An 8,066-nucleotide genomic window follows, 5' to 3' on the forward strand; every position below is an offset into this window, starting at 1 on the left:
ATAATTAGCAAGGGACTGATGTTCTGTTAATACTTCTTTACCACCAGAGAATAATTTAGAGGCATATAAGTAACCAGTAGAAGGCTAGGCATACATTTTAGTTGTAACATATACCTAACCTGTTACTGATTTAGCTAAATTAGATGCATCTGCATCATAAGTTAGACCTAATACTATTGGTCTATACGAAGTAGTTGTAGTTTCAGACTATAGTACACTCTAATCAGTTGTTGCAACATACTACCAAGTACCATCTTCTCTTAAATATCTATTTTTAGAATTATTATTATAACTGGGAACAGGCACCAATCCATCATATCCGCCACCACTTGAATCATGTTTTTTAAATACAGAATATGTAGTATCTGTTCCTTTAAATCTTACACCTTTAACATAAATACTTAAACCACTAAGGTCAAAAGTAATATCATTATTTGCTGGCGCTGTAGTTAAAGCAGCGGCAGTTTTTGGATTGTATGCAATTCTCATGCTATTTCCTATTTTCCTGTACTTATATTATACCAACTTATTCCAAAACTAACATCAGTTGTTCCACTATTATTGTTAGCTAAAACATAAACATCTCCCGATGCTACAAAATTCAGTTTATTATCTCCTATAGAAGTTCCACCAATAGAAACAGGTCTCCAAGTATCCTTCTATACTGGGGTGTACCCTAAAGCATCTATTACATTATATTTTGTTATACTAATTGTACCACTAGATAAAGTAATATTACTTCCTACAATAACACCTCCAAGAGTAGTTGTAGTTGCAGCTACTAACACTATTGTTCTATCTTCACTACCATCAAATGATGTTCCAGTACTAAATTTTAATCCAGTACTAACAGAAAGAGCATGTGTAGTCTTACTTGCTTCTCCTACTTTAAGAGCAGATTGATTAACCCAGACTGGTGCTGATGTAATTCCATTACTTATTAAAACCTAATTCTATGTTCCTCCTGTTACTGGAGCAAAAATAGTAAATGAATCAGTTGTATCAATATTTGGAGAGTATACAGTATAATTTGTACCATTTACAGTATGTGCTATTGTACCATTAATATTTGCTTCTACAGCAGTCCAATAAGTAGAACTATTTATACTTCCACTCCCATCTTTGATACACATAAGCATATCTCCAACAGAGCAGGTATACCCAGCATATGTTCCCTTAGATAGAATTCTATAGGTGTCTCCAACTTCACACTTAGTAGGAAATCCACTTATTGTACCATCAGCTGTTGTTGTTTCATAAGCACTCCCTGTCTATTTAATAGAACCTTTAAATCTCATTGCATCATTAGCAGAAAACTAATCTGATACATATTGTATAATCTACGCTGTGCTTAATAAAGTAGTTGTAGTAACTCCATTAGATATAGCGTCAGCTACACTAGTAGCCATTGGTAAGTCAGAAGTAGTTATTGCTGCCCATGTTGCATCAGCTCTTAGAAAATCAGTTACGTTACCAGAAGAAAGAGGAACTAAACCTCTCTCCGTAGGAGTAAAGGTGGGAGTAAAATCTTTTCCATGTGAAATAATATGTCCATCTTTAGAAAAGAATAACTTTACATAATCCCCAGTATCGGACTAAGGTAATGTTAGATTCTAGGAGATTTCAGCATATGTATTTGCAAAATTAAGTAATGCCATTATATATTATTCCATTTTAATGCTATTTTATTATTATCTATTCCGAAATCATCCCCAAACATGAGATTTCTTTCCTAGTCTCCATTATACTAAGTATAGCCTTCTGTATCTACTATTACATTAAGATTACTTACTGGAGTAGTCTCTACAATATGTCCCCTATTATCATACTTAACCTTTACTGACTATGGTGTATCATTAGCAGTAATAATATTAGAGTGAGTAACAATTATAGAAGTTCCTTGTTTGTAAGCACTAAGACCTGACCCAGCAGGAGTTATAATCTATTCTACTTTCTTTTCTAAAACTTTATCTAAAGTATAGACAGTTGTCCCCTATTTAACTAAAACAGCTTCTGCAGTAGTCTAAGGAACAAATACTTCTCCATATTGCTTTAGCTATTTTACTTGTAAATCCATTACCCACTAACTACTTGGTCTGACGTATCAGTTGATACTGCACTGTCATATAAATCAGATGGAATCTCATAACTAACTACTACCTATGCTCCATCTGAAGTGGTAACATTCTAAGCAGTAATAGTGTTAGCTAATTGTCCCTTTACAATATCAAATTCATCTTTAGTTACATAATTAGATAAATCTATATCAGTAGACATTGTTCCAATCTATTCCCAAATATATATAGATTGAGAGGTTTCATATACACAAATATATTCAGTAAATAAATTCCCAGAGGTGTTAGAAGAAGGAACAAGATATATAGTATTTTCGCAACTTTTACTAGCAGTTGGAAGAGAGGTTACAATTTTATAAAGTTCTGCACTTGCTGTAGCACTAATTACTCCATCAGAAGTAATAGTAATACCAGTTCCTGCAGTTAATTTATCCTACTTCTTTTCTAATGCTGTATTTATATTATTTACAGCAGTTTGTAAAGTAGAAATATTTCCAGCATTTGTTCCTACTATACCCATAGTAGTTCTAAGTACTTTATCTAATGTAGTAATTCCAAGTGATGTAAGTCCAGGAACACTAGAAGTATTAACTACAACTGCTTCTGCTAAAGTAATAGGAACAAATTCTGTATTAGACTAATATAATCTTTTTATTTGAGTACTCATAATTTAAATAAACTATCAGGTATTTGATAATCAGCATACGATCTTAAGGTAGAATTAACAAAATCTGCTTCATTAATCATTTTCTAAACTTGGGATTTAGTAACAAATCCCCCGTTTTCAATGATTATATTACCTACTATAAGATCTATTTCTTCTTTGCTGTAAACTCCTAAGTTATTTCTAGCTAATTCTTTCTCTGTTTCCTACTTAAATTCTCCTAAATAATTCTCTTTACATAAATGAGATTTATATTTTGGCTTAGGGCAGTCTACAACAACCTAATTAGAGCAACCAAATCCAGTATCAACAGAACCTATAATTGAATCTGGTCCTTTCTAAATATCACAATTTAATTTAGGGGGTTGGATTGGTTTACTCTCTATAATAGGAATAGTAATCAATGGCTTAGGAGGTTCCTAGACTGGGACTGATTGAAGTTCTATAATTTGGAGCTTTGGTTCCTCTTTCTATACCTCCTAAGGCACATTAATTACTATCTTTTCTTGACTTATAGTAGTTACTTCACATAAGTCTATTTTTTCATTCATTTAATGTTATCTTATCTGGATACCCAGAAGTATAATCATAATTTATTACATCTTCAACTGTTTTAAGATCTTTTAAAGTTAAAAGATGTTTAGCAGTATTTAAGTAACATTCTCCGGCATAAATCTCAAGCTAAGATAGAAATTCTATAGCCTTATCTGCAGATGTTGTTACAATGGTATCATCAAGAACTAGATTAATAGAACTAGGATTACACTTAGCTAAATTCATTAATCCCATTCTTGTATTTTTATCTAACCAATATTCCTTTCCGTTATAATAAAAAGAATTTACCTTAGAAGATTTATCATAAGTCTTAATTAAAGCTGTTAAGATAGTAAGTAATGTTTTTAAATAATATCTTCCATCTTTAAGTTTAAGAATTTCTACCCATGCACTCATGGGGAGCTATAAAAGCTCCTCACGAGATAACATAGATTTTAAGGTATCTAACTTATTTACAAAATAAGCTTTTCCATTATGTGTTACTTGTATATTAGCCATTCTTAGAATAATTAAATTTAGTAAATGGTATTCCCTAGTGTTTAGTTAATCTCCAAGCGTTATTATATTGTATATTATTCCAGTAAGCAGAATCATTATAACTACCAGTTACCCAAGTATTAGAATAAATATACTCACTTCCAGAATATGTCTAAGTTCTTTGGTAAGAATAGTTATTAGCTTCGGAAGTATTAACTGTAGTTGTTATATTATTAGGACCAGCATCTGTTCCTGAACCGACTACATTAGACCATACTGTCGGAAACTAGTTTTTAGCTCTTGAGTATGCTAATGAGAATATAGGAGTTGTTAACACCCCGCCACCATTAGAGACAGTTGTGCTAATAGCACTTCTTACAGTATCACCGGTATTAAAACTACTTCCACTAACACTATATCCTCTATAGTAAATAATTCTAGATAATTCAGCAGCAGATGGGGCGTACCAATTTCCCTTCTAATATGCAGAATTTAATGTTTCCCCTTCCTTAACAGTCGGTTCATAAACATTCATACTATAGAAATATGGGAAGAGAATACAACTCATTACGTCTGTTCCAGAAGTATTAGAATATAGTCCCTTAGTTGCCTCACATAAATCTTTAAGATTCTATAAAGACTCTATGTAATATACATAATTTGTAGAACCTCCAACAGTTACTTGTTTTCTACTAATGTAGGGCTTGCAATTATTATCATTATATAATATAGGAAGAACACTATTATTTACATGGTCAATATATGCTGTAGTATCTGTATCTCCTTTAAATGTAGCATTAGAAGTTACAGCATAAGTATTAACATTGATATTATCAACTAAAGTCTGAGTAGCAATTCCGTCTATTGATTCGTAATTAGTTACAGAAATAGAACTTAAATACTAAGATACTTGGTATAACTAAGCTAATATTTCGGTAGTCGAACCATCAACTCCATCATTAGTATATCCAAGATAGTAGGACTAATCAGGGTCTGAATATTCTTTACCAATAATATAAACAGTTCCAGAAGTACTATCAGTTTCATTCTTAGCATATACAAGACCTACTAATGTCTTATTAGAATCATAAGAACTTGTAAATGTACCGTCAGCATAAGCAAAATCTCCTAACTAAGGTGCCTTCCAAGTAAAACTTACTGTAGAAGTTTTCTTAATAGCTGTAGAAGAATTTGCTACCTTCATACTAATAGTTACTGTAGCAGTTGCAGTAGATTCTTTCTTTAATGTAATAGCACCAGTCTAGTCAATAGTTGCAACATCTGTAGAAACACCAGACATAGAATACGTAATATCTAGATAACCATTAACATTAGGATTAAATGGATTAGTTCCAGATTTAATTTCTACATCATTACCTGAATCAACAGTAATATCAAACATATTCTGTCTCACAATAGTCCCAGATTCACCAGCTTGGTAATATACAGAAACTTCAGAAGCACAGCTAAAATCATTAATTTCAGCGGACTAGAAGTGCATTCTGATTGTGGAACTAGCACTAGAAATATCACCAAAGGTATTAACTAAAAGCTATTTAGTAGAGAAGTTAATCGCCTTTAAAGTAGTACCACCTGCAGAAGTAACAATATAGATGTCTCCAGTTAGGTTACATGTATTGGTAAAGATTAATTTTCTAAGTGCATCTTCTGTAATATACAACTTAGCATTTCTAATAGTTACGGATTCTAAAGCATTACAATCAATTAGCTATTCACAGAAATTATCCACATTGAAACTTCCAACATTATTGCAATCAATGAATACAGTCTTCAAGTTTCCAAGTCCCTAGAATACAATATCAGTAAGACCGGGATTATCGTAGATTCTAAATACTTCTATGGAATCTGGAAGAGTAACATTCTTTAATCTTCCTGTCTAAGGGAATATTACATTCTTAGTAGTTGTATTAGATAAATCTACAGTTTCAAGTTTTAGATAAGTAGATAAATCTAACTCTTCAGGAAGTGACATATTTCTTAAAGTAAGACTCTACAATACAGGGAAACTTGCAGTAATTGATGCTAATGCTAACTAAGGATAATTGGCTCCAAAAATACTAGAATAGTGTTCATGGTCTTTATTAGTAAGAGCATCATTATCAATATAGAAGTTAGTAACACGGCCAAAATCTGCATCAAGTCCCGATCTCTTTAAACCTATAATTACTAAGTCCTTATATAAAGAAGTTTGATATAATCCCTAGTTAATAGCTGTGTCTGTATGATTTACTTCTACAGAATAACTCTATCCTGCTTTAGCTCTATACTTAATACAATCAAAATTAGAGGTTTCTAGTTCCGCCAAATTCTAAGCAGATTCCCATTTTAATGTTGGATAGAAATCCTAATATGGTGTAAACTACATTTTTAAAGTAAGAGAACCTCCACTACCTGCAGAACTAGCTGTACTGAATTCAGTACCTAATGATTCTAAAGCATATCCAGCTAAGAAATCAAGTCTTTCTTTTAAGAACTAGGCTTCACATTGTAAGCATGAACCATGACTTTGTTCAATAGGTTGAATATTATTATTTCCATAATAGGATAAAACCTTAGAATTATAGATGGACTAAGCATTCTCGTAATAAATCTTAGCAGTATGATTGTATGCTACAGCAGGATAAGTAGTTTGTACATCAAAGAATGTCTTATAGAAATAAGAAGTATTGGCAGTAATCTTATTTCTGTCAAGTCCAGCATGACTTATAATTTTCTATAAATATTACATAATATCACTCTCAAAACACTAGTCAAACATATAGAAGAATATGTTATTAGCATCTCCCCAGTGTTTCTGCATTGTTTCGTCATAAGAAGTCTCAAGAAGATTATAAGGTTTAGATTGCAATCCATTATTGTCAGTTACCAAGATTGTATCTAAGTCGTCACCTAATAATCTAACTAAGTAATCTCCTTTAGAACCAGCAATAAATGATCCATCCTCCTATTCTTCATATACCGGACCTATTATCTAGAAGTAAGTATTCTTAGCTCTATTATCGGTTCCAGATAAGAATTTAACAAAAGCTTGGTGAAAGGCAACATCTTCCTTATTTACATATTTAGTAATACCCTCTGTAAATTGAACCTTCATGGTATCTAATGCCAGCTATAACTTACCAGAAGACACACCAGTTAATTCATAAATATTAGCTCTAGCCCAACCTGTAGAAGCATCATAACTAACTCCTGCCTTAATCCATTCTTTAGTAATAGTGTCATAACGGTAAATATCTCCAGTCTTATGTCCCGTAGAATTAGCAGAGAATGAATTTGCTGTAATTACATACTTCTTAGTTACATCCCAACCAGTTTGAGGTGAGGTTGCATTTGAAGTAACTAGATTAAAATCGTGGGTATATACAAAATCATAAAATTCACGGAATTTCTTTAGTGATTCATGTACAGATTCTGCAAATTGAAAATATACCAAATTATCAGAATTTGTTAATTCTTCAACTCCATAATCAATATCCCAAGCACCTCTAGTAGTATGAACAATAGACTCATCATCAATTAAAAGCTTATCCCAAGGACTTGCTAATGATTCTTCATAAGTAACAGTAGGATAAGTTCCAAGAGTATAAGTCGCTGTTCCTAATTCTCCTGTTCCTCTCTATAATTCCTACCAAGGTACTCTAAAGTTAGTAGTCGGTTCTGTATTTTCTCCACCTTCTAGCATTAAATACTCTGGAGTAATATTTTCATCATAACCACTGCAAGCATTGTCCCCTTTACCAGGCCCCCAAGTCTAGAATCCCATAAACTTAATCTAGTCATTATTATCTAATAAATCAGCTAAATTAAGTCCTACAATAGGAGATAATTCTGGATTATTATAACCAGCTTCACTGGAATCATATGCTAAATCAGATTCCCAATAGAAGTATAAAAATGGTTCTTCGTGTACTGCTTTTCTACCACCAGAAGGTAAAGAACCTACCGCAGTCTTGTAAGCATCGTCGTACAACTTACAAGCCCCAATTTTATGAGATTGCATAGAAGAAGCAAAGTTAACCTTGCCAACCATCTTAGTATACTTATAAGCGGTTACATCATTCTGAACATCATATGGCGGCATACAATAATAACCAGAAGTAGATGAAGCTCCTTCTTTAAACATATTAGTCTCGGAGTCCATTTGAGAATAAGGAGTGAATGAACTCTTAATTTTCTTCTCAACCCCTTCTGAATTCTTATATTTTAATTTGTTAAGAGCATAAGTAACATTCCAAATCAAGTAACGCATAGCAGAAGAACCCTATCCTTTAACC

The 8,066-nt window shown here is 32.4% G+C and carries 10 protein-coding genes; 2 read left to right on the top strand and 8 right to left on the bottom strand.

Features of this window, described 5'->3' with window-relative positions; translation table 11 throughout:
* Positions 1 to 240: 240 nt before the first annotated feature.
* Positions 241 to 489, bottom strand: coding sequence for a hypothetical protein (locus ACI3VO_RS00965; RefSeq protein WP_439756105.1), 249 nt, complete (start codon positions 487 to 489; stop codon positions 241 to 243).
* A 180-nt stretch (positions 490 to 669) separates the two neighbouring features.
* On the opposite strand from ACI3VO_RS00965, the gene ACI3VO_RS00970 reads away from it, so the two are divergent.
* A complete protein-coding gene (locus tag ACI3VO_RS00970; RefSeq protein ID WP_439756106.1) occupies positions 670 to 903 on the top strand; it encodes a hypothetical protein in 234 nt (77 codons plus the stop codon).
* A gap of 50 nt (positions 904 to 953) precedes the next feature.
* On the opposite strand, the gene ACI3VO_RS00975 is transcribed toward ACI3VO_RS00970, so the two are convergent.
* Positions 954 to 1,133: a hypothetical protein gene (locus tag ACI3VO_RS00975; RefSeq protein ID WP_439756107.1), complete on the bottom strand. Its 180-nt coding sequence runs from the start codon at positions 1,131 to 1,133 to the stop codon at positions 954 to 956.
* A 214-nt stretch (positions 1,134 to 1,347) separates the two neighbouring features.
* Between ACI3VO_RS00975 and ACI3VO_RS00980 the strand changes: the two genes are divergently transcribed.
* Complete coding sequence (locus ACI3VO_RS00980; protein ID WP_439756108.1) at positions 1,348 to 1,581, top strand: hypothetical protein; 234 nt, start codon at positions 1,348 to 1,350, stop codon at positions 1,579 to 1,581.
* A 1,839-nt stretch (positions 1,582 to 3,420) separates the two neighbouring features.
* On the opposite strand, the gene ACI3VO_RS00985 is transcribed toward ACI3VO_RS00980, so the two are convergent.
* From ACI3VO_RS00985 to ACI3VO_RS01010, 6 genes are all read right to left on the bottom strand, one after another.
* Positions 3,421 to 3,690, bottom strand: coding sequence for a hypothetical protein (locus tag ACI3VO_RS00985; RefSeq protein ID WP_439756110.1), 270 nt, complete (start codon positions 3,688 to 3,690; stop codon positions 3,421 to 3,423).
* Between the two features lie 1,342 nt (positions 3,691 to 5,032).
* A complete protein-coding gene (locus ACI3VO_RS00990) occupies positions 5,033 to 5,173 on the bottom strand; it encodes a hypothetical protein (protein ID WP_439756111.1) in 141 nt (46 codons plus the stop codon).
* Between the two features lie 150 nt (positions 5,174 to 5,323).
* Positions 5,324 to 5,452: a hypothetical protein gene (locus ACI3VO_RS00995; protein ID WP_439756112.1), complete on the bottom strand. Its 129-nt coding sequence runs from the start codon at positions 5,450 to 5,452 to the stop codon at positions 5,324 to 5,326.
* Between the two features lie 1,311 nt (positions 5,453 to 6,763).
* Positions 6,764 to 6,886, bottom strand: a complete 123-nt coding sequence (locus ACI3VO_RS01000) for a hypothetical protein (RefSeq protein ID WP_439756113.1) — start codon at positions 6,884 to 6,886, stop codon at positions 6,764 to 6,766.
* 15 nt (positions 6,887 to 6,901) lie between these two features.
* Entirely contained in the window at positions 6,902 to 7,225 is a 324-nt protein-coding gene (locus ACI3VO_RS01005; protein WP_439756114.1) for a hypothetical protein, read from the bottom strand.
* 339 nt (positions 7,226 to 7,564) lie between these two features.
* Positions 7,565 to 8,041 carry a hypothetical protein gene (locus tag ACI3VO_RS01010; protein ID WP_439756115.1) on the bottom strand — a complete coding sequence of 159 codons (477 nt, stop codon included), beginning with the start codon at positions 8,039 to 8,041 and terminating at the stop codon, positions 7,565 to 7,567.
* Positions 8,042 to 8,066: the final 25 nt, after the last annotated feature.

Origin of the sequence: Intestinibacter sp., assembly GCF_051866655.1 — a bacterium.
GTDB lineage: Bacteria > Bacillota > Clostridia > Peptostreptococcales > Peptostreptococcaceae > Intestinibacter.